Genomic DNA, 19,585 nt, shown 5'->3' with positions numbered 1-19,585 from the left:
TAAGCCCTCATAGTACTGGCCTGCCCGGCGTCGAAAACAGCAACGGATCTGTCTTCATCTGGCCAAAAATATCCCCGCCGGAGGCATTGCGCCCGCTCCGGGCGCAATTCGGGTGCTTACCCCAAGCTTGCACTCGCGGCGCTTTCAGGCAACTCCTCATCAAAGCAGCGCTGATAGAACTCGGCCACGGTCTGGCGCTCCAGCTCATCGCATTTGTTCAGGAAGGACAGGCGGAACGCATAGCCCACATTGCGGAAAATCTCAGCGTTCTGGGCCCAGTTGATCACGGTCCGCGGGCTCATGACGGTGGACAGATCGCCATTCATGAAGGCGGTCCGGGTCAGGTCGGCCACGGTGACCATCTGGCTGACGGTCTTGCGGCCCTCGGCGGTGTTGTAATGCGGCGCCTTCGACAGAACGATCATCGTCTCGGCGTCGTGGCTCAGATAGTTCAGTGTCGACACCAGCGACCAGCGGTCCATCTGCGCCTGGTTGATCTGCTGCGTGCCGTGATACAGACCCGTGGTGTCGCCCAGACCGACCGTGTTGGCGGTGGCAAACAGGCGGAAATTTGGGTTCGGGGTGATGATCTCGTTCTGATCCAGCAGGGTCAACTTGCCGTCATGCTCCAACACACGTTGGATCACGAACATCACGTCGGCGCGGCCCGCATCGTATTCGTCGAACACGATGGCAACCGGGTTGCGCAACGCCCAGGGCAGAATGCCTTCGTGGAATTCGGTCACCTGCTTGCCGTCGCGCAGTTTGATCGCGTCTTTACCGATCAGGTCGATCCGGCTGATATGGCTGTCCAGGTTCACACGCACGGCGGGCCAGTTCAGACGGGCAGCGACCTGTTCAATGTGGGTGGATTTGCCGGTGCCGTGATAGCCTTGGATCATCACACGACGGTTATGGGAAAAGCCCGCCAGAATCGCCAGCGTGGTTTCCGGATCGAACTTGTAGGTATGATCGATCACCGGCACTCGGTCGCTGCGCTCGGCGAAACCCTTGACCGCCATGTCGCTGTCAATGCCGAACACGTCACGGACCGAGATATCCTCGGTAGGTTTTGCGTTGATATCGATCGATCCGTCAGCCATGCGCCTAGTCCTTATCCTTTGGCCCGTTCACCGGGTATGAACCCGTGTGTGGTGCAACATATTGCGGGCAAGGGCAAGGGAAAGCGAAAGGCGCCCAAAGGTGCGCATGTTTTTCTTGCAAACTGGCCCTATCGTTGCGCATGGGGTGTCATTCCAGAATGATAAACCACGCTACGATTTGGCACCTCGCGTTAACGAGCTTTGAGGCCGATTGCGCATAACCCAGAAGTCCTCGGTGAAAGGCTGGCAACGGCCTTTGCGCCTCGCTCAAATGCAAACATTAACATACTATCATTGAAATGCTTCTTCGGCGCGTTAACATGACTTCTAAATGTGGTTTTTTGGGCGGTCTTTGTGAGTTTGTGAGGGCCGTGGTGTTCTGTTCAGTCAACACACGGAAGGAACTTGTTCGTTGCGAGTTCCCTTTTGGTCCAACCTGCTTAGCGGATACAACGTATGTCGTTTGATGTCTTACTTCATTCGGTCAACACAAGCGGGCAAGGCGACTTGATCGTCCGAAACTTGACCGATCCAGCCACTGTCTCGGGTCAAACGATTTCGATCAACGGTGGTCCGTTCGTACCCTACACGTATCTTGGACAAGGTAACTACAGAGGTACCGGCGAATCTGGTGAGTTTATTCAGGTTGGAACCGAAATCTATGCCTGGGACACCAACAACCCCACCGGGCCAATGACAACCGGAAACTGGCAAATCACAACCGGAGATCTTGATCCAAACAATCCGCCCTGTTTTGTTGCTGGAACCCTGATAGAGACCGAGGCCGGTCCACGCCCGGTCAAGAACCTGATGATCGGTGACAGAGTTTGCGTGTCAGGTGGGAAAACGCTGCCGATTTTGTGGATCGGGAAAAAAGTGCTGAGTGCACAAACACTGGCTTTGCAACCGAAATTTAGACCCGTTCGCATTCGGCGCGACGCGATTTGCAAGGGTCAACCCAACCAGGATGTTTTTGTGTCCCCGCAACATCGGATCATGCTGGAAGGCTGGCGCGCCGAGTTATTGTTCGGACAAGATCGGGTCTTTGTTGCGGCAATCCACTTGGTGAATGACGGAACAATTCAGCAGGTGCATACAGGTGAAGACATCACATATTACCACATTGCCTGCTCTCGACACGCGATACTGCACTCGCAGGGGCTACGTAGCGAAAGTCTTTTTCTGGGCGACACAGCGCTGCAGTCTTTCTGTCGTGAAGACGTCGAAGAACTGCTCGCACTGTTCCCCGAATTGCGTGACGGCACTGCAGAGTCGCAACAAACTCGCTTAAGTTGTTTGAAGCGCCGGGAAGCAATTGCATTGCGAAGCTCATACCCGGACTAAAGCGCGGATAGTTGTAATCCGAACCGCTCCTGATTTGATCCCTGGCCTCAACAAACCCCTTCAAATGTGTTCTCTGGGACCATTTACCATAGGCAATTTCTCAGTGCAGCACCGTTAAGATGGCCTTACACATCTGTGCCTTGGGTCAACCGTTGCTTGACTATAGCGAAAACCAAAGCTCGTCTTTGCGAAAGCCACCTTTTACCAGACGATCCGCGTTCAACACATCCGGAAACTCGTCCACCCAATCCCGAAACCGGTCATTTGTGACGATGCGTGCCTTGCTATCCCGCGCCGCCTGCAAGATCAGCGGGTCCGCAGGTGTCCCTTCGGGGGCCACCATGACCTGCTTGGATCGCAGGCCCAAGGCGCGGCTCAGCTTCCGGTCGTCCATATAGTGGCCTTCGACTTTGTACCCGACATTCGCATCGAACATGACGCCCGGTTTGAACCCTGCGCGCTTCAAAGTCTCAAGGACCTTCTTCAACGTAACCAGATCCGGGGTGCCATCTTTCCAGTGCATGACGTTCGAGCCGTCCACGATGATCCATGTATTGGCCCGGCGCCACCTGAACCAGGCCCGTATGAACAGGATTGTGCTGGCCATCACGCAAATCAGCGCCAAAAGGAACAGCCAATCCGCGTCAGTCGGAATGAAACTGGCAGCGATGAGCCCGCTTAGCGAGACGAGCAACAGGCAAATGGATGTGCGCACGAAACTGATCCCTGGAAACTCCTGTCCCAAATCCTCCACCACTTTCGTGTGGAATGAAACAGGGTTCCATACGGAACTTGCGCAGTTTTTTCAGGTTGTGTCGTCTGCGGCACCCAACCATTCAGGCAGGGCGCGCCGCGAACGCAAAGCAGGCAAAGCCGTGACCGCTACTTGAAGTTCCGGCTGTCCTTGATCTGATCCCAGGCCCAGACAACTTCCTGCAGCTGTTCTTCCTGTGAACGGTCGCCGCCGTTCATGTCCGGATGCAGCACTTTGATCAGCTTCTTGTACGCTTTGCGAACCTCGGCCTTGGTCCAGCTGTCATTGGCCTCGAGAATCTCGATCGCACGGCGTTCGGTCGGCGGCAGGCGTCGTCCGCCGCCACCCGTCGTGCGGCCTTTGTTCTGCGTGCTGTTGGCACCAAGAACCTGATGCGGATCCTCGATCCCCAAACGGGCCCAGGCACGTGCTTCGGGGTCGCCCATCGGCTTGGTCTCGCGCTCCCAAACCTTGTCTTTCGATCGCTGCGCGTTCAGCTCGGCTTCGGTGGTGCCGTCAAAGAAATTCCACTTCTGGTTATATTCCCGCACGTGTTGCTGGCAGAACCAGAAAAAATCATCCAGGACATCCGGTGCTTTTGGCGCGCGGAACTTTCCCGGTTCTTCGCATCCCTCGTGGTCACAGATCCGGACCGAGGTTTCAGAGGCACCCGACATGCCCCGGCGTCCCCGCGGATTCTTCTTTTTGGCGCTGGAAACGGACATATCGAATCCGAAGGGGTCTGATTTCGCCATGCTCTAATCCTCAAGAACGCGTCTTTTCGACTCGGAGGCAGCAGTTTAATCTAAGCAGCCGAAAGTAGAAGAGGGGTGCGGCAATATTTTTGCCGCTGAGCAAAAAAATGAGTGTGACTGACGAGATCCGAACCCGCCTGCAAGCCGCCTTTGATCCGCGCGAGCTGGACGTGATCGACGACAGCGAAAGCCATCGCGGCCATGCGGGATATCAGGACGGTGGTGAAAGCCACTTCAACGTCCGTATCCGCGCCAGCGCATTCGAAGGCAAATCCCGCGTCGCCCGCCACCGTGCCGTGCACAAGGCGCTGGGCGACATCGTACCGCGCATCCACGCGCTGGCCCTGGATATCGGCGTCTGAAGACCTTTACGTGTCAACCCGCCTCCATCTGTGCGGACGGCGTCGATGCCGAGATCGCGTATTCCTCTTCCGTCATGCCCTCTTCGATTCCCTCGAACAGGGGGGTCGACAAGTATCGCTCGCCGGTGTCCGGCAACATGACCAGCATGACAGAGCCTGCCGGCGCGGATTTGGCCAACTTCATGGCCACCGCAAAGGTCGATCCGCCCGAAATCCCGGTGAATATCCCTTCTTCGGCGGCAAGCCGGCGCGACCATGCGATTCCTTCGGGTCCGGGAATGGGGATCAACTCGTCATAGTATGAATTGTCGATGGCTTCCTGAAGAACCCAGGGGATGAAATCCGGTGTCCAGCCCTGAATCGGGTGGGGCTCGAAATCGGGGTGGCTTTCGGTCGGCTGATGGTCAGCGTTGCGCGTATTGACGTAACCTGATGATACTATTGCGGCATTTGCCGGTTCGGTCAGGATGATCCTGGTGTCGGGCCGCTCTTTCCGCAGTATACGCGAAACGCCCGAAACGGTGCCGCCGGTCCCATAGCCCGTCACCCAATAATCCAGCCGTTGCCCTTCGAAATCGGCAAGAATTTCCCGGGCAGTCGTGTTCTCGTGAATATCGGCATTGGCTGCGGTCTCGAACTGGCTGGCAAGGAACCATCCGTTTTCCTCGGCCAGTTCCTTGGCCTTGGTATACATGCCGAACCCTTTTTGCGCCTTCGGGGTCAGAACAACCTTGGCGCCCAGAAACCGCATCAGCTTTCGCCGTTCGACCGAGAAGCTCTCGGCCATCGTCACGACCAGAGGGTATCCCTTGGCCGCGCACACCATGGCCAGCCCGATCCCGGTGTTGCCGGATGTCGCTTCGACAACGGTTTGTCCGGGCTTCAGCCGCCCGTCACGTTCCGCCGCCTCGATGATGTTCAGCGCCAGCCTGTCCTTGACCGAGCCTGCCGGGTTGAAGGCCTCGAATTTCACATAGACGGTCACATGCTCTGGCGCGATCCGATTGACCCGAATGCAGGGCGTGTCACCGACCGTGTCGAGAATGCTGTCATACAGGCGTGTCCGCCCTTGTGTCTGTCGAATAGCCATTTCGATGTCCCTCCAGAATATCCGGCTAACATGCCACAGATTTCCCGAGGGTGTAGCCCTTATTGCTTTCCAATGTGGTTGGGCCGTCCCGGCTCGACTTGACGTATGTCAGAGCGAACACGGATGTCCTGCACAAGGCCACAGGGCATTTGCAATCGCTCTGGCGGTCGTACCAGCCCCCAAGCCTATGTTTTTGAAGGGTCGCTTTCATCAGCGGCGTCATCAGACCGCTTCAACGACAAAGGCGGCTCGTCCGCCTCTGCGGCAATAGGTTTTGGGGCCTGTACCTCGTCGGGGCCCGGAATCGGCTGGGCCAGCGGGGTGTCATCCATCTCAGGTACTGCGCCGACCCACGAGGCATCGACTTCCTCTTCCACCACGCGGCGGAACACCAGCACATTGCGCCAGTTCGTGGTCGATCCGGTCAGACCCGAGCGTTCTTCGCTGGGCAGCAACTCGGCCCGCTGGTATTCCCAGCCATCCTGCCCCAACTGATTCAGCAGTTGCTCGACCGAGACGGCAAAGCGGCCCTCGGCCGTTTTCACGCCTTTGGCTTTGACACCTTTTTGCGGGGCGGGGATGACCTTGTATTCGTAGCGCTTCATCTACTGTTCCTAAATGCGTTTCCGCGCCAACTTAACACGCTGCCCCCCGGGTGAAAGGGCCCTTGCTCATCCGGCGGAATTCACCTCTGACCATTCGCTTCGGCCTGTGCCGCCTTGGCCACAACCGACAGGCACAGTTCCGTCGCCAACGCCATGTCCTGCACTGAAATCCATTCCAACGGGCCGTGAACGCACTGCATCCCGGTGAAAATGTTGGGGCAGGGGGTGCCGAATTCGGTCAGGCGCGATCCGTCCGTGCCGCCCCTAATCGGTACCCACAGCGGTTCAACCCCCAACTCGCGACACGCATCGCGCGCCAGTTCGACCGGAGTCATGTCGTTTTCCAGCCAATACCGCATGTTGCGGTACTGGTGGCTGATGTCGCAGGTGATGGTCGCGCGCGGTTCCGTGGCCTGCACGGCGGCGCAGACCTGCCGCACGATGTTTCGTTGCGCTTCCAGCCCGTCCATCTCGAAATCACGCAGGATCAGCTTGATCTCCATCTCGGATGATCCGCCGTTCATGTCAGTGACATGGATGAAGCCTTCGCGCCCGTCCGTGGTTTCCGGCGTCATGGTGGCCTGAGGCAATGTCTGTACAATCTTTGCCGCCAGATGCGTGGCGTTCACCATCTTTTCCTTGGCCAGGCCGGGATGGATCGAAACACCCTCGATCCGGATCACGGCGCGGTCGGCCGAGAAACTTTCATACTCGATCTCACCCACTTGCTGCCCATCCAGCGTATAAGCAAAATCCACGCCCAGATCCTGGGGAAGTTGTTCCGTGACACCCCGGCCGATCTCTTCATCCGGAGTGAACGCGATACGAATCGGACCATGTGGAACATCCTGATTTTCGATCAGGTGCCGCGCCATCGTCATCAGAATCGATACACCGGCCTTGTCGTCCGCGCCCAGCAGGGTTGTGCCCGACGCAGTGATCAGGTCGTGGCCGATCTTTTCGGCCAGATAGGGGTGGTCTTCCGGAGAAAGAACCAGATCCGGGTTGTCCGGAAAGGTGATGTCGCCACCGTTGTAGCCCTTGATCACCCGCGGCTTGACGCCGGTTGCGTTGAACTGAGGGGCTGTATCGACATGGGCCAGAAAGCCCACGGTCGGCCCCGGCGCCGTTCCGGGAATGGTCGCGACGACAACACTGTCGCCCGTCATCTCAACATCCTGCGCGCCGATCTGGATCAGCTCATCGCGCAACAGGTTCAGCATGTCGAACTGAATCTGAGTGCTCGGGGTCGTCGGGGATGTCTCGTCACTTTGACTGTCGATGGCGGCATAGCGCACCAGCCGGTCTTCGAGTTCCTGATCAAATCTGCTTTGCATAATACCTCACCTCTCTGTTGCGGAGGAAAGGGCCCAAACAGCAGGAAGTCAAGCCGATGGCTTGACCCCAAGTCTTAAGATTTTGTGAGAAACCGGATAGTACAAACCCGCCAAAGATTGCCGGCAGGCTTGTACAAAATGAAAGGTTTACGAGCCCAGCTTCTTGCTGACCAGTTCGTTGACGGCTTTCGGGTTCGCCTTGCCGCCGGTGGCTTTCATGACCTGACCCACGAACCAGCCCGCCAGTTTCGGGTTCACCTTGGCCTTCTCGACCTGCGCCGGGTTGGCGGCGATGATCTCGTCCAGCGCGGCCTCGATCGCGCCGGTGTCGGTCACCTGCTTCATGCCGCGCTCTTCGACGATCTGCGCCGGGTCGCCGCCTTCGGTATAGACGATCTCGAACACCTCTTTGGCGATCTTGCCCGAAATCGCGTCCGAGGCGATCAGGTCGATGATCCCGCCCAGCTGCGCGGGCGAAACCGGCGAGTCGGTGATGTCGCGGTCGTCTTTCTTCAGGCGGCCGAACAGCTCGTTGATGACCCAGTTCGCCGCCAGTTTTCCGTTACGGCCCTTGGCCACTTCCTCGAAATAGGCGGCGGATTCGACCTCGGCGGTCAGCACTGATGCGTCATAGTCGGTCAGGCCGAACTCATTGATGAAGCGCGCCTTTTTCTCGTCCGGCAGCTCGGGCAGCCTGGCGGCGATATCATCGACCCATGCTTGTTCGATCTCCAGCGGCAGCAGGTCGGGGTCAGGGAAATAGCGGTAATCATGCGCTTCTTCCTTGGACCGCATCGAACGGGTTTCACCCTTGTCCGGGTCATACAGACGGGTTTCCTGCTCGACCTTGCCACCACCTTCGACGATGGCGATCTGACGGCGGGCTTCGACCTCGATCGCTTGCTGGATGAAGCGCATCGAGTTCATGTTCTTGATCTCGCAGCGCGTGCCCAGATGCGAAAAATCCTGTGTTTCCTGATACTTCTCATAGGCGCCGGGCAAACAGATCGAGACGTTCACATCGGCCCGCAGGTTGCCGTTCTGCATGTTGCCGTCGCAGGTGCCCAGGTAACGCATGATCTGACGCAGCTTGGCGATATAGGCCGCGGCCTCTTCCGGCCCGCGGATGTCGGGGCGGCTGACGATCTCCATCAGGCAGACACCGGTGCGGTTCAGGTCGACGAAGGACATATGCGGATCCATGTCGTGGATCGATTTACCCGCGTCCTGCTCCATGTGGATACGCTCGATCCGCACCTTGCGCGCGGTGCCGTCGCCCAGTTCGACCAGCACTTCGCCTTCGCCCACGATCGGGTGGTAAAGCTGGGAAATCTGATACCCTTGCGGCAGGTCGGGGTAGAAATAATTCTTGCGGTCAAAGGCCGATTTCAGATTGATATCCGCCTTCAGGCCCAGCCCTGTGCGCACAGCTTGCTCAACGCAGTATTCGTTGATCACCGGCAGCATCCCCGGCATCGCCGCGTCCACGAAAGCCACGTTTGAATTCGGTTCCGCCCCGAATTGGGTGGATGCACCCGAAAACAGCTTGGCATTGGATGAGACCTGAGCATGCACCTCCATCCCGATCACCAGTTCCCAATCGTGCTTGGCCCCGGCAATGGTTTTGGGTTTGGGCATTTCGTATGTCAGATCGAGCATGGCGCGCCTCATTTCCGCAGAAGTCTAAGCCTGCGTATTAGGCCCGGCAGGGCTTAGGGGCAAGGGGGAATCCTGTCGTGTTCAGTTCTGGGAAAACCGCAGGCCCGACGGTGTGAATGTCACATCCATACCGCTGCGCAGTTCTTCCCGGAACAGATCCGAGATGGCGCGCAAGGCATCGCGCTGACCGCGCGCTGCAAATCGTTCGGGCGAGTTTATGCGGACGGAATTGTTGAAACCGTTGGCCGCATGCGCCCAGATCAACGGGTGCAATTCAGTCAGGTGATCGCGGATAAGCCGGTTTGCCGTGTCACGCATCTGCGAACGGACAAGGTCGGCCTGATCGTTCAGGCCAAATCCGTTCTGGACAGTGATCGCGCAGTAGGATGACAGCATGTTGATCATCTGCTGATCAGGCCGCAGGCGCAGGATATCGCGCAGGCCTTCAAGGAAATACTCGATATCGACGCGGGCACAGGCCTCTTCGTCCAATGCGATGGCGTCGAACTGAACCCATGTGTATCCGCCCGCGCCCCAGATATCCTGTGTCCTGGCGGCTGTACGCAAGGCTTGCAGCTCCAGCTCTTCGTAGCTGCCGAACCACCGGGGCAGAAGGTGGCTGCCCATCGCGCGCATGTGGCGCTGATTGCATGGATCCAGCGTGATCAGCCGTTCATATTCTTCGGCCACCCGCGCGTTGGATTTGCGCTGACCAGCCAGCAGCGCACATCCGGTCGCTGCAATCAGGGGGCTGTCGGGGGCATCCTTCCTGCATTTGGGCAGGATTGCCGCGGCCCGGTCGAAATGCGCGGCGCAGCGTGACCGGTGCAAAGGTGGCAGCGTCGCGTCCGAGGCCGTTCCGCGCCATGCCCACGCCAGATCGATATGGGCAAGGGCAACAACGGTGGCGATCATCGGGTCATAGGGGTTGTCCGCCATCTCGCCTTCAAGTTCCGAGATGCCCCCCAACAGGTCGTAATCCGAGATGGCCGCGCCATCCGAGAGCGCATGTTCAGCGGCCAGAACAACGTCAGACCTGGCACCGAACGCCAGCAGATCGGCCATTGGCATACCATCAGCAACGGCGGCGCGATCCTGATCAGCCACGCGCATTTCCTGCGACAGCTCTGCCCAGCGGTCCTGCCGGGCGAGATAGCGGCCATGTTCGATCGTGGAATGTCCGATCAGATCATCGCGGTCGTATTTTGCGACGGGAATATTCAGCTGACCCTGCTCGGGCAAGGCGGCCGCAAGCGCGGATTTTGTCGCGCACAGATCTGCTGAAACATTTGTAGGAGTAGCTGTGGATGGGGCGAACAGTGCCCTTAGCGACCGAAACATGGCGATACTCAAAACTGTAAAAACGTATAACTGACACCGAAGTCTGGCGGGATATCGGGTTCAAATCAAGTAAATTGCCGATTAATTTCTTCTTTTCGTGTCCAATTCACCATTCAAGGGTTCAGTGTTTCAGAAAACAGTGAAATGATGCCGTGCTACGCGAAATCCGGCTTGTTTCAGAAGGGTTTCCAAATCCAGATGCGCCGGCAGCGACTCATCCGGCAGACGGATTCGTTTGCCGGAATGCAAAACGATCGACACTCGAACCGAGAAATCCCAACGGGTGTCAAAGCGGAAATGGTCGATGTCGCGCAGCGCGACCTCTGCCTGCCGGTTCCCCGTGAACCAGCTTAGCACATTCTGATCCAGCTGCATGCCCGCGCTGGTGTTCTGAACCACGTCCCAAAGTGCGGGCAGGGTGGCCAAAGACAGCAGCCCCGCGATCCACCAGGCCGCGTCAAACAGGACAACCAGCGCCAGCAACGCCGCATAAACAGCGGCCAGGATGGCCAGCGTTCGCAAATTCCGGTTGCTGCGGGCAAAGCTGTAAGGCGTCATGCGCCGAGGATGCGGGACACCATTTCGGTCGTGTCCCGCGACAGGTTCGGTGTTTCCGCGATGCGGGAAAGCTGCGCACGCATCAGGGCCTGACGATCCGGATCATACCGTTTCCAGGTCTGGAACGCCGAGCACATTCGGGCCGTGGTCTGTGGGTTCACCGGGTCCAGACGGATCAGCCAGTCGGCCAGCAGGGCGTATCCGGCGCCATCCGGCTGGTGGAACCCTGCGTGGTTCATCGCCAAGGCCCCCATGACAGCGCGGAACCTGTTTGGGTTTTTCCAGTTGAAATCGGAATGCTCGGTCAGGGTCGCGGCAATTGCGGGTGTCGCCTCGGGTGCTGCCATCGCGACTTGCAGGCCAAACCACTTGTCCATGACCAACCGGTCATGCTGCCACTGTTCGTAGAAGGCATCCAGCTGCGCCTCACCCTTGCGGGCGCGTAAAAGGCAAGACAATGCCGTCAGTTGCAATGTCATGTTGTCTGCCGTGTCGTACATCTCGGCCGCCATCGCCCCGCCGTCCAGACGAGAGGTCAGTGCCAGCGCGGCGCTGCCAAGTGCCCGTTTACCGGATTGCTCGGCGTTCGGGCTGTAGGGGCCGTCCACCAAAGCCTCACTGTGCAGGCGGGGCAGCAAATCCTGTACGGTCTGGGCTGTTGCCTGCCGCAACGTTTCCACTGCGGTCCAGATCGCCATAGGGTCGGGCGTGTGGCCACGGTCGTGCAGGGCCGCTGCCAATTCCGATTGTGTCGGCAATCCCAGCATCAACGCACGATAGGCCGGGTCCAGTTCGTCATTGCGCAGCACAGTCAACGCGCCGTCAAGGTAATCGGTATCCGGTGCCGCATCCTTAAGGATCATCCGCATCAGGGTGTCCTGCGCCAGATCCCGTCCTGCCTGCCAACGGTTAAACGGGTCCGTGTCATGCGCCAGAAGAAACGCGCGTTGCGCGTTCGACTGGTCATGTTCCAGAATGACAGGTGCCGAGAAATCGCGCAGGATCGATGCTGTGGGTTTCGCCGCCAGGCCAGTGAACGCAAAGCTCTGTTCGGCCTGCGTCAGTTCCAGCACTTCGGTCGCGCGAACCTCATCGCCGTTTGGCCCAATCAGGCCGACTGCAACCGGGATGACCTGAGGCAGTTTCTCCTCCTGTCCCGGCGTGGGATCGGTTCGCTGTTTCAGCGTAAGTGTATAGGTGCCGTCGGCCCAGTCTTCCTGAACCCTGACGCGCGGAGTGCCCGACTGGCTGTACCAACGTTTGAATTGTGTCAGATCGCGCCCGGTGGTGTCTTCGAAAACCTTTAGCCAGTCCTCGATCGTGCAGGCCTGACCGTCATGGCGTTCAAAATACAGATCAAGCGCCTTGGCATAGGCCGCATCCCCGACCAACCGTTTCAGCATGCCGATCACCTCGGCGCCCTTCTCATAGACGGTGGCGGTGTAGAAGTTGTTGATCTCCTGAAAGCTCTCGGGGCGCACTGGATGCGACAACGGCCCGTTGTCCTCGGGGAACTGCCGGGCACGCAGGTCTATGGCATCGTGGATGCGCTTTACCGGGGCCGAGCGCATGTCCGATGTGAATTGCGCATCCCGGAATACTGTCAGACCTTCCTTGAGGCACAGCTGGAACCAGTCGCGGCAGGTGATGCGGTTGCCGGTCCAGTTGTGGAAATACTCATGCGCGATGATCGCCTCGATCCGTTCGAAATTGGCGTCGGTCGAAGTTTCGGGACTGGCGAGAACGGCCGACGAGTTGAAGATGTTCAGCCCCTTGTTTTCCATCGCGCCCATGTTGAAGTCATCGACGGCCACGATGTTGAAGACGTCCAGATCGTATTCACGGCCATAGACATCCTCGTCCCATTTCATCGACTTCTTCAACGCCTCCATGCCGAAGGCGCATTTCCCCTCGTCTCCGGGACGGACCCAGAGGTTCAGTTCGACGGTGCGACCTGATCTGGTGGTGAACTGACCGGGATGTGCAATCAGGTCTCCGGCGACCAGAGCGAACAGATAGGCGGGTTTTGGCCATGGATCGACCCATTCGGCCCAACCTTCACCCTTGCCCGACGGGTTGCCGTTCGACAGCAGAACCGGCAGGTCGCCGTTGATCCGAACTGTGAAGGTGGACATCACGTCGGGACGGTCGGGATAGAAGGTGATCTTGCGGAACCCCTCGGCCTCGCACTGGGTGCAGTACATGCCGTTCGACATGTACAGACCTTCCAGCGCGGTATTGTTGCCGGGGTCGATTTCAACCTCGGCTTCCCACAGGAACGGGGCGTCCGGGACATCTGCGGTTAGTCCTTTGTCGGTCACGTCTGGCGTGATCTCGGCCCCGTCAATGGCGGCGCGGATCAAGTTCAGTTCTTCCCCGTGCAGAAAGAAGGTGCGGTCGGTTGCGTCAGGATTGGGCCGGAACGCAATGCGCGAGGTGACGTGCGTGGCGTGCGCGTCCAGATCAAAAGTCAGGTGCACGCTGTCCACCAGATAGCCAAACGGTGTGTAGTCTTTCAGGTAGATCGTGGTGGGGGCAGCGTCGCGCATCTTGGGCCTCGTATCTGTTCGGGACTGGCGCGACGTTAGGGGCTTCGTTCGGGCGCTGCAACCGGCCCTGCCATTGCCTTGAGGTTTTTGAAACAGCTTCAAGCCAAAGCGAATGCCCCAAATGACGGGATGAAAGTTGCCTATCGGAAACTTTCCGCCTAAGTCACAGTGCATACAATGGCGCACAATCGCAGGAGAGCAGGAATATGACGGACAGACAGACCCTGAGCGGACTGCAGATCGATCCGGTATTGGCTGAGTTCATCGAGACGCAGGCGCTGCCGGGCACGGGCGTCTCTTCGCAGAAGTTCTGGGACGGCATGGCGCGGATGGTGGACGAACTGGGGCCGAAAAACCGTGAGCTGCTGGCCAAACGGGCCGAGATCCAAAGCCGCATCGATGGGTGGCACATGGCCCGAAAGGAGCAGAACACCGATGCCGCTGAATATGAGGCTTTCCTGAAAGAGATCGGGTATCTGGTCGAAGAAGGCGACGCGTTCCAGATTGAAACGGCCAAGGTCGACCCCGAGATCGCCCTGACCCCGGGCCCGCAACTGGTTGTTCCGATTACCAATGCACGCTTTGCCCTAAACGCGGCCAACGCGCGCTGGGGCAGCCTGTATGATGCGCTGTACGGAACCGATGCAATGGGGGATCTGCCGGCAAGCGGTGGCTATGATGCGGCGCGCGGCGCACGGGTGATCGCATGGGCCAAGGCGTTTCTGGATGATGCCGTGCCTCTGGCGTCGGGATCATGGGCGGATGTCACCGAACTGGGCATCACCGACGGTGCGTTGACCCCTGCGCTGGGCGATCCCGCTCAATTTGCCGGGTTTGGCGGTTCGGCGGACACGCCCGACTTTGTGCTGTTGAAAAACAACGGCCTGCACATCCAGATCATGATCGACTCCACAAGCAACATAGGCGCGACCGATCCCGCAGGCATTGCAGATGTCCAGTTGGAATCCGCACTGTCCACCATCATGGATTGCGAAGACTCGGTTGCCTGTGTCGATGCCGCCGACAAGGTTGTGGCCTATGGCAACTGGTTGGGCCTCATGAAAGGCGACCTGACCGAAGAGGTCACCAAGGGCGGCACAACGTTCACTCGGAAACTGGCCGAGGACCTGAGCTTTACCACTCCGTCGGGTGATCAGGCCAGGCTGAAAGGCCGGTCCCTGATGCTGGTGCGCAACGTGGGTCACCTGATGACCAACCCGGCCGTGCTTGACGCAGAAGGGCGCGAGATCGGCGAAGGCTTGATGGATGCTCTGTGCACCACCCTGATCGCCATGCACGACCTGAAACAGGACGGGGGCAATTCTGTCGAGGGCTCTGTCTATGTGGTGAAGCCCAAGATGCACGGGCCCGAGGAAGTTGCGTTCTCGGTCGAGATATTCGACATGGTCGAAGACATTCTGGGCCTGCCGCGCAACACGGTGAAGCTGGGCATCATGGATGAGGAACGCCGCACCTCGGTCAACCTCAAAGAGTGCATTCGCGCCGCAAAATCACGCGTCGCCTTTATCAATACGGGTTTCCTGGACCGGACTGGCGACGAAATTCATACCTCGATGGAGGCCGGTCCGATGCTGCCCAAGGGCGACATCAAGAATACGCCATGGATTGCGGCCTATGAAGATCGCAATGTCGATATTGGTCTGGCCTGTGGCCTGAAGGGCAAGGCGCAGATCGGCAAGGGCATGTGGGCCATGCCGGATCGCATGGGCGATATGCTTGAGGCCAAGATCGGCCACCCCATGGCCGGAGCGACATGTGCCTGGGTGCCGTCGCCCACGGCCGCGACCCTGCACGCAACGCATTACCACAAGGTCGATGTGCTGTCCCGTCAGGACGAGCTGGCCGCAGGCGGCGCACGTGGTACGTTGAAGGATCTGTTGACCATCCCCTTGCTGGCTGGACGCAATCTGAGTGACGAGGAAATCACGCGTGAACTTGAAAACAACGCGCAGGGTATCCTCGGCTATGTCGTGCGTTGGGTCGATCAGGGCGTGGGCTGTTCCAAGGTGCCCGACATCAACGATGTCGGCCTGATGGAAGACCGCGCGACGTGTCGGATTTCGTCGCAGGCACTGGCCAACTGGCTGCATCACAGCATCGTGGATGAAGCTCAGGTCATGGCCGCACTGCAAAAGATGGCCGCCGTCGTGGATCGCCAGAATGAAGACGATCCGAATTACACACCGATGGCGCCGGGATTTGACGGTATCGCCTTTCAGGCCGCATGCGATCTGGTGTTCAAGGGCCGGGTTCAGCCCTCGGGCTATACCGAGCCGGTCCTGCATGCGCGCCGTCTGGAATTGAAAACCAGCCAAGGATAACACCGACAAAAGCCCACAGACCAATCGTTTGCGGGCTTCGTCGAACTTCAATCTGACGAGAGGACCTTCAGATGTCAGTTTCCCTACGCAAGGCCCGCACCATCATCCGCAAAACCCTGGAAAAGGGCCGAGAGATGGAGTTGAAGCCGCTCTCAGTCGTGGTTCTGGACGCCGGTGGGCATGTCATTGCGTTCGAGCGCGAGGATGGTGCAGCACCGGGCCGGTTCGGGATTGCACAGGGCAAGGCCTATGGGTCGGTCATGCTGGGAATGGCGGGCACCGCGCAGATGCAGCGCGCTGAAACACAGGCCTATTTCATGGCCTCTGTAAATGGCGTCTATGGTGGTCAGGTCGTGCCTGTTCCGGGTGGCGTGCTGTTGCGTGATCGCAAGGGGGCCGTGATCGGCGCCGTTGGGGTTACCGGAGACACATCAGACAATGATGCGCTGGCCGCAATGGCGGGGATCGAGGCAGCCGGCCTGATCGGCGAGATTTAACAAGAGCGTTGTATTTATACGTCTTTCCCGCTGAGTGGGGAAATTTTTTCCATCGCGCAGATGTTCGTTGGAAAATTTTTCCAATTAAGCGGGGCGGGCCAGAACGTACAGTGCGTCTTCGAACACGTCCCTGCGCTTTCATGCAGGGCGTGTATTCTTGCACGTTAAAACCGCTGCCGCTAGCTTCCTTGACAGGCACAACAACAGCAGGGAAAGTGGAATGTCTCGGCCTGTCGTCGGTATCATCGGCAACTCGTACCTCATGAACGATCAATACCCCACACATGCTGGGGGAACGATGAATTCGGATGCCGTGGCCAACGTGTCAGGATGTCTTCCGTTGTTGATACCCGCAGATCCGCGTTACGTGTCAGTCGATGAGTTGCTGGAGGTCTGTGACGGCTTTTTGCTGACGGGCGGTCGCCCGAACGTGCACCCGGAAGAATACGGGGAACCTGCAACCGATGCACATGGCGAATTCGACCGGGCACGTGACGCCATAACTCTGCCGTTGGTTCGCGCCTGCGTTGAAAGGGGACAGCCGTTTTTGGGCATCTGCCGGGGGTTTCAGGAAGTCAACGTTGCCATGGGCGGAACGCTTTATCCCGAGATACGCGATCTGCCGGGGCGGATGAACCACCGGATGCCGCCCGATGGAACCCTGGAGGAAAAGTTTGCCCTGCGTCATGTGGTGACACTGGAAAACGGCGGCGTTTTCCACAAACTGTTCGGCGCAACCGAGGTCATGACCAACACCTTGCACGGTCAGGGCATCAAAACGATTGGGCAGCGCGTGGTCATTGATGGCCATGCACCGGACGGGACGCCCGAAGCGATCTACATCAAGGATGCGCCCGGCTTTACCCTGTCGGTTCAATGGCATCCGGAATGGGACGCGATCAATGACCCGGTCTCGCGCCCCCTGTTCGAAGCCTTCGGTGATGCGGTGCGTGGATGGGCCGCCGGAACGGTTCATCAGGCAGTTCAAAAATCTGCCTGAATGACACCGGCCCCGACGAGGGGGAAATCGGGCCGGTGCCGTGCGATCAGACCAGCAGGTTGAACTGATTGATCAGCGGAAGCGAGCGGGCGCGCTTGCCCGTCAGGTCGAAAAGCGCATTGCCGAGTGCCGGCATCGAAGGCGGTGTTCCGGGCTCGCCCGCACCACCCATATGCTGATTGGTTTCCAGCACGCGCACCTCGACCTGCGGGGCTGTGTGCATCCGCATCGCGTCATAGTCGGGGAAGTTGAACTGCTCGACTTCGCCTTCCGCAAAGGTGATCTCACCGAAATACGCGGCAGACAGGCCGTACATCATGCCGCCGAACATCTGCGCCTTGACGTTTTCCGGGTCCAGCGCCAGCCCCATGTCGCAGGCAATCCAGGCCTTGCTGATGCGGATGGTGCCGTCTTCGTCGACCACCTCGATGACCTGGGCCACCGGAGTGCCGAAGCTGTATGTGAAAGCCACGCCCCGACCGACGCCTTCGGTCGTCTGACCCGTCCAGCCTGACATTTCCTTCACCGCTTCCAAACATCCCGCCGACGGCGCGTGTTCGTTCCTCATCAGCTCCAGCCGGAACTCCAGCGGATCACGGCCTGCGGCATGAGCCATCTCATCCATGAATGTTTCATGAAAAAAGCCGTTATGGCTGTTGCCGACCGAGCGCCAGAACCCCACGGGAACAGCCAAATCAGCAATGTGGCCGCTCATGCGGTAATTCGGTACCGCGTAGGGCTGGTTGAAGAAGCCCTCGACCAGCACTTTGTCGGGCCCTCCGCCGGGGAACCCGGTGTAGCGCTCGACCGCCTGTTGGGTCGGAGATTGGGCCGCGACCTTCCCGTCAACGAGCACGGCCTTGCCGTCCTGAACCGCGCCGCGCATCCGGGCGATGGCGCCGGGGCGGAAATAGTCGTGACGCATGTCCTCTTCGCGGCTCCAGGTCGTCTGAACCGGTGTGCCGGGCATGGCCATGGCAACCTTGGTTGCGATTTCGCCGAAATCCAGTTCGCCCCTGCGACCAAACCCGCCACCCAGATAGGTGGTGTGGATTTGGACGGCTTCGGTATCCAGTCCGGCAGTGTTGGCAACGCGGAACTGAATCAGTGTGGGGGCCTGGTTGCCGCACCAGAGTTCCAACGCATTTCCCGTGTAGAGCGCGGTGGCATTCATTGGCTCCATCGTTGCATGGGCCAGATAGGGCACGCGATACTCGGCGGTGATTTCAATGGCGTTTTCCGGGCTCGCGCTGACATCGCCGTCGTCGCGCATGGTCGAGTTCGGTGCGTCGTCAAACGCCTCGGCGATCCTGGCAAAGATGTCTTCGGTTTCCGGCGGATAGGGCGCGTCGCCCCAATCGACATCAATGGCCTCGACTGCCTGATTGGCCAACCATGTGTTGCTTGCGATCACGGCCACGCCTGTGCCCAGATCGACGACCTTCTCAACCCCGGGCATGGATCTTGCGGCGCTGTCGTCAAAGCCGTTCATCACGCCGCCCAGTTTGGGGTTCATTCGCACGCTGGCGAATTTCATGCCCGGCAGGCGGACATCGACGCCGAATTCAGCGGTGCCTGTCGCCTTGCCCACCATGTCGAGACGCGGTTGGCTTCGGCCCAGATAGCGCCATTCGGACGGGTCTCGCAACGGTACCTCAACGGGTTCCAGCCCGGCGGCATCCTCGGCAAGCATTGAATAGGCGATCTTGTCGCCGTTGGGGGCAATGACATGGCCTGACGCCGTTTTCAGATCCGAGGGGTCGACGCCCAACCGGTCTGCGGCAGCGCGTTTGAGTGTTTCACGGGCCGAAGCACCGGCTTGCCGCATTCGGTCGAACCCATCTTTCATCGAGGTCGAGCCACCCGTGACTTGCAGGCTAAGCGTCTTGCCCAGAACACCCAGTGCCTCGCCCAGATTGTGCTGGAAATTCGAGATATCGTATCCCTTGTTTGGCAACCCTTCGCCCACAAGGGCCGAATTGTAATAGGCCGCCGCAGCGGGGCCGTGCAGAACGGTGATCTGATCCAGATCGACATCCAGTTCCTCGGCGATCAGCGCGGCCCATGTGGTTCGGACGCCCTGACCCATTTCCGCGCGGGGCGCGAACAATGTGACACCGTTCTGGTCAATCAGCACAAACGGGTTCAGTGCTGCCTCTCCTTCGCGGGGTTTCAAGGGGTTGGCCGCGGGGCGGGTCACGTAATAGGTGCCAAAGGCCACGCCGCCAACGATCGCGGCAGAGCCGATCAGGAACGTACGGCGGAGGATTTTTCCAACGGAAGCCATTG

The 19,585-nt window shown here is 59.0% G+C and carries 16 protein-coding genes; 5 read left to right on the top strand and 11 right to left on the bottom strand.

The genetic code is table 11. From position 1 onward, the window contains the following. Positions 1-116: 116 nt before the first annotated feature. Positions 117-1,103 carry a cobaltochelatase subunit CobS gene (gene cobS / locus I9185_RS06500; protein WP_152458642.1) on the bottom strand — a complete coding sequence of 329 codons (987 nt, stop codon included), beginning with the start codon at positions 1,101-1,103 and terminating at the stop codon, positions 117-119. A gap of 456 nt (positions 1,104-1,559) precedes the next feature. Between cobS and I9185_RS06495 the strand changes: the two genes are divergently transcribed. Continuing rightward, positions 1,560-2,447, top strand: coding sequence for a Hint domain-containing protein (locus I9185_RS06495; RefSeq protein ID WP_210092614.1), 888 nt, complete (start codon positions 1,560-1,562; stop codon positions 2,445-2,447). A 160-nt stretch (positions 2,448-2,607) separates the two neighbouring features. Here the strand turns inward: I9185_RS06495 and I9185_RS06490 are convergent, their stop codons facing one another. Both I9185_RS06490 and I9185_RS06485 read right to left on the bottom strand, forming a co-directional pair. After that, positions 2,608-3,162 (bottom strand): hypothetical protein, encoded by a 555-nt coding sequence (locus I9185_RS06490; RefSeq protein WP_348539717.1) that lies wholly within the window; start codon positions 3,160-3,162, stop codon positions 2,608-2,610. Between the two features lie 167 nt (positions 3,163-3,329). Then, on the bottom strand, positions 3,330-3,956 hold the full coding sequence (locus I9185_RS06485) for a J domain-containing protein (protein WP_171631037.1): 627 nt from the start codon (positions 3,954-3,956) through the stop codon (positions 3,330-3,332). A 107-nt stretch (positions 3,957-4,063) separates the two neighbouring features. Here I9185_RS06485 and I9185_RS06480 point away from each other — a divergent pair, with 107 nt between their 5' ends. Further along, positions 4,064-4,318 carry a BolA family protein gene (locus I9185_RS06480; protein WP_171631039.1) on the top strand — a complete coding sequence of 85 codons (255 nt, stop codon included), beginning with the start codon at positions 4,064-4,066 and terminating at the stop codon, positions 4,316-4,318. A 13-nt stretch (positions 4,319-4,331) separates the two neighbouring features. Here I9185_RS06480 and I9185_RS06475 read toward each other — a convergent pair whose 3' ends face one another. The 7 genes from I9185_RS06475 to pepN form a co-directional block, all read right to left on the bottom strand. Then, positions 4,332-5,408 (bottom strand): pyridoxal-phosphate dependent enzyme, encoded by a 1,077-nt coding sequence (locus tag I9185_RS06475; RefSeq protein WP_210092613.1) that lies wholly within the window; start codon positions 5,406-5,408, stop codon positions 4,332-4,334. Positions 5,409-5,593: 185 nt separating this feature from the next. Continuing rightward, positions 5,594-6,013 carry a DUF4177 domain-containing protein gene (locus tag I9185_RS06470; RefSeq protein WP_171631043.1) on the bottom strand — a complete coding sequence of 140 codons (420 nt, stop codon included), beginning with the start codon at positions 6,011-6,013 and terminating at the stop codon, positions 5,594-5,596. Between the two features lie 80 nt (positions 6,014-6,093). Then, entirely contained in the window at positions 6,094-7,350 is a 1,257-nt protein-coding gene (pepT, locus tag I9185_RS06465) for a peptidase T (RefSeq protein ID WP_210092612.1), read from the bottom strand. Positions 7,351-7,497: 147 nt separating this feature from the next. Then, entirely contained in the window at positions 7,498-9,009 is a 1,512-nt protein-coding gene (gatB, locus tag I9185_RS06460; RefSeq protein WP_210092611.1) for an Asp-tRNA(Asn)/Glu-tRNA(Gln) amidotransferase subunit GatB, read from the bottom strand. A gap of 81 nt (positions 9,010-9,090) precedes the next feature. Beyond that, complete coding sequence (locus I9185_RS06455; RefSeq protein ID WP_245223419.1) at positions 9,091-10,350, bottom strand: hypothetical protein; 1,260 nt, start codon at positions 10,348-10,350, stop codon at positions 9,091-9,093. Positions 10,351-10,479: 129 nt separating this feature from the next. Then, the gene (locus I9185_RS06450; protein ID WP_210092610.1) at positions 10,480-10,908 is read right to left on the bottom strand and encodes a hypothetical protein; all 429 of its coding nucleotides are present in this window, start codon (positions 10,906-10,908) and stop codon (positions 10,480-10,482) included. Further along, positions 10,905-13,457: an aminopeptidase N gene (gene pepN / locus I9185_RS06445; protein WP_210092609.1), complete on the bottom strand. Its 2,553-nt coding sequence runs from the start codon at positions 13,455-13,457 to the stop codon at positions 10,905-10,907. Before pepN ends, I9185_RS06450 begins: the two co-directional genes overlap by 4 nt. A gap of 206 nt (positions 13,458-13,663) precedes the next feature. Here pepN and I9185_RS06440 point away from each other — a divergent pair, with 206 nt between their 5' ends. From I9185_RS06440 to I9185_RS06430, 3 genes are all read left to right on the top strand, one after another. Then, a complete protein-coding gene (locus I9185_RS06440; protein WP_210092608.1) occupies positions 13,664-15,799 on the top strand; it encodes a malate synthase G in 2,136 nt (711 codons plus the stop codon). Positions 15,800-15,870: 71 nt separating this feature from the next. Beyond that, complete coding sequence (locus tag I9185_RS06435) at positions 15,871-16,296, top strand: heme-binding protein (RefSeq protein ID WP_152458631.1); 426 nt, start codon at positions 15,871-15,873, stop codon at positions 16,294-16,296. A 220-nt stretch (positions 16,297-16,516) separates the two neighbouring features. Next, the gene (locus I9185_RS06430; RefSeq protein WP_171631058.1) at positions 16,517-17,296 is read left to right on the top strand and encodes a gamma-glutamyl-gamma-aminobutyrate hydrolase family protein; all 780 of its coding nucleotides are present in this window, start codon (positions 16,517-16,519) and stop codon (positions 17,294-17,296) included. A 46-nt stretch (positions 17,297-17,342) separates the two neighbouring features. On the opposite strand, the gene I9185_RS06425 is transcribed toward I9185_RS06430, so the two are convergent. Continuing rightward, entirely contained in the window at positions 17,343-19,583 is a 2,241-nt protein-coding gene (locus I9185_RS06425; RefSeq protein WP_210092607.1) for a molybdopterin cofactor-binding domain-containing protein, read from the bottom strand. Positions 19,584-19,585 lie beyond the last annotated feature (2 nt).

The sequence above is a fragment of the Ruegeria sp. HKCCSP346 genome (assembly GCF_017872595.1).
Lineage (GTDB): Bacteria > Pseudomonadota > Alphaproteobacteria > Rhodobacterales > Rhodobacteraceae > Ruegeria.
The sequence above is the reverse complement of the archived record's forward strand: the minus strand, read 5'-3'. Positions and strand labels throughout refer to the sequence as shown.

Coding starts and splice junctions, on each gene's coding strand:
- gatB (WP_210092611.1), bottom strand. CDS start 9,009: ATGCTCGATCTGACATACGAAATGCCCAAACCCAAAACCATTGCCGGG.
- I9185_RS06475 (WP_210092613.1), bottom strand. CDS start 5,408: ATGGCTATTCGACAGACACAAGGGCGGACACGCCTGTATGACAGCATT.
- I9185_RS06480 (WP_171631039.1), top strand. CDS start 4,064: ATGAGTGTGACTGACGAGATCCGAACCCGCCTGCAAGCCGCCTTTGAT.
- I9185_RS06430 (WP_171631058.1), top strand. CDS start 16,517: ATGTCTCGGCCTGTCGTCGGTATCATCGGCAACTCGTACCTCATGAAC.
- I9185_RS06495 (WP_210092614.1), top strand. CDS start 1,560: ATGTCGTTTGATGTCTTACTTCATTCGGTCAACACAAGCGGGCAAGGC.
- I9185_RS06485 (WP_171631037.1), bottom strand. CDS start 3,956: ATGGCGAAATCAGACCCCTTCGGATTCGATATGTCCGTTTCCAGCGCC.
- I9185_RS06455 (WP_245223419.1), bottom strand. CDS start 10,350: ATGTTTCGGTCGCTAAGGGCACTGTTCGCCCCATCCACAGCTACTCCT.
- I9185_RS06435 (WP_152458631.1), top strand. CDS start 15,871: ATGTCAGTTTCCCTACGCAAGGCCCGCACCATCATCCGCAAAACCCTG.
- I9185_RS06470 (WP_171631043.1), bottom strand. CDS start 6,013: ATGAAGCGCTACGAATACAAGGTCATCCCCGCCCCGCAAAAAGGTGTC.
- I9185_RS06425 (WP_210092607.1), bottom strand. CDS start 19,583: ATGGCTTCCGTTGGAAAAATCCTCCGCCGTACGTTCCTGATCGGCTCT.
- I9185_RS06450 (WP_210092610.1), bottom strand. CDS start 10,908: ATGACGCCTTACAGCTTTGCCCGCAGCAACCGGAATTTGCGAACGCTG.
- pepN (WP_210092609.1), bottom strand. CDS start 13,457: ATGCGCGACGCTGCCCCCACCACGATCTACCTGAAAGACTACACACCG.
- I9185_RS06440 (WP_210092608.1), top strand. CDS start 13,664: ATGACGGACAGACAGACCCTGAGCGGACTGCAGATCGATCCGGTATTG.
- cobS (WP_152458642.1), bottom strand. CDS start 1,103: ATGGCTGACGGATCGATCGATATCAACGCAAAACCTACCGAGGATATC.
- pepT (WP_210092612.1), bottom strand. CDS start 7,350: ATGCAAAGCAGATTTGATCAGGAACTCGAAGACCGGCTGGTGCGCTAT.